This is a genomic window from Klenkia sp. AC732 (assembly GCF_979256525.1).
On sequence record NZ_CEEDOS010000174.1, the window covers coordinates 1 to 237 of the forward strand.

Consider the following 237-nt stretch of genomic DNA (forward strand, 5'->3'; position numbering starts at 1 on the left):
CGTCGGGGCAACCGCGGCGACTGAGCCGCGGCCGCCCGTCCGGGGCCCTGGCGGACCGCGCAGTCGCGGGCGCGGGTGAGGGCGAAGGCCAGCGCACCGGCGACCCCGACGGCGGCGACGACGTAGAACCCCCACGGGAACGCGATCCCGGCCCCGAGCAGCGCCCCGCCGATGAGCGGGCCGGAGAGCGCCCCCACCCGGCCGACACCGGCCGACCAGCCCCGCGCGGTGGCCCGC

Annotated in this window: 1 pseudogene; it reads right to left on the reverse strand. The window is 81.9% G+C overall.

What is annotated here, in order from left to right:
* Positions 1-237, reverse strand: a pseudogene (locus AC0IVP_RS22155) (hypothetical protein); the annotation flags it as partial.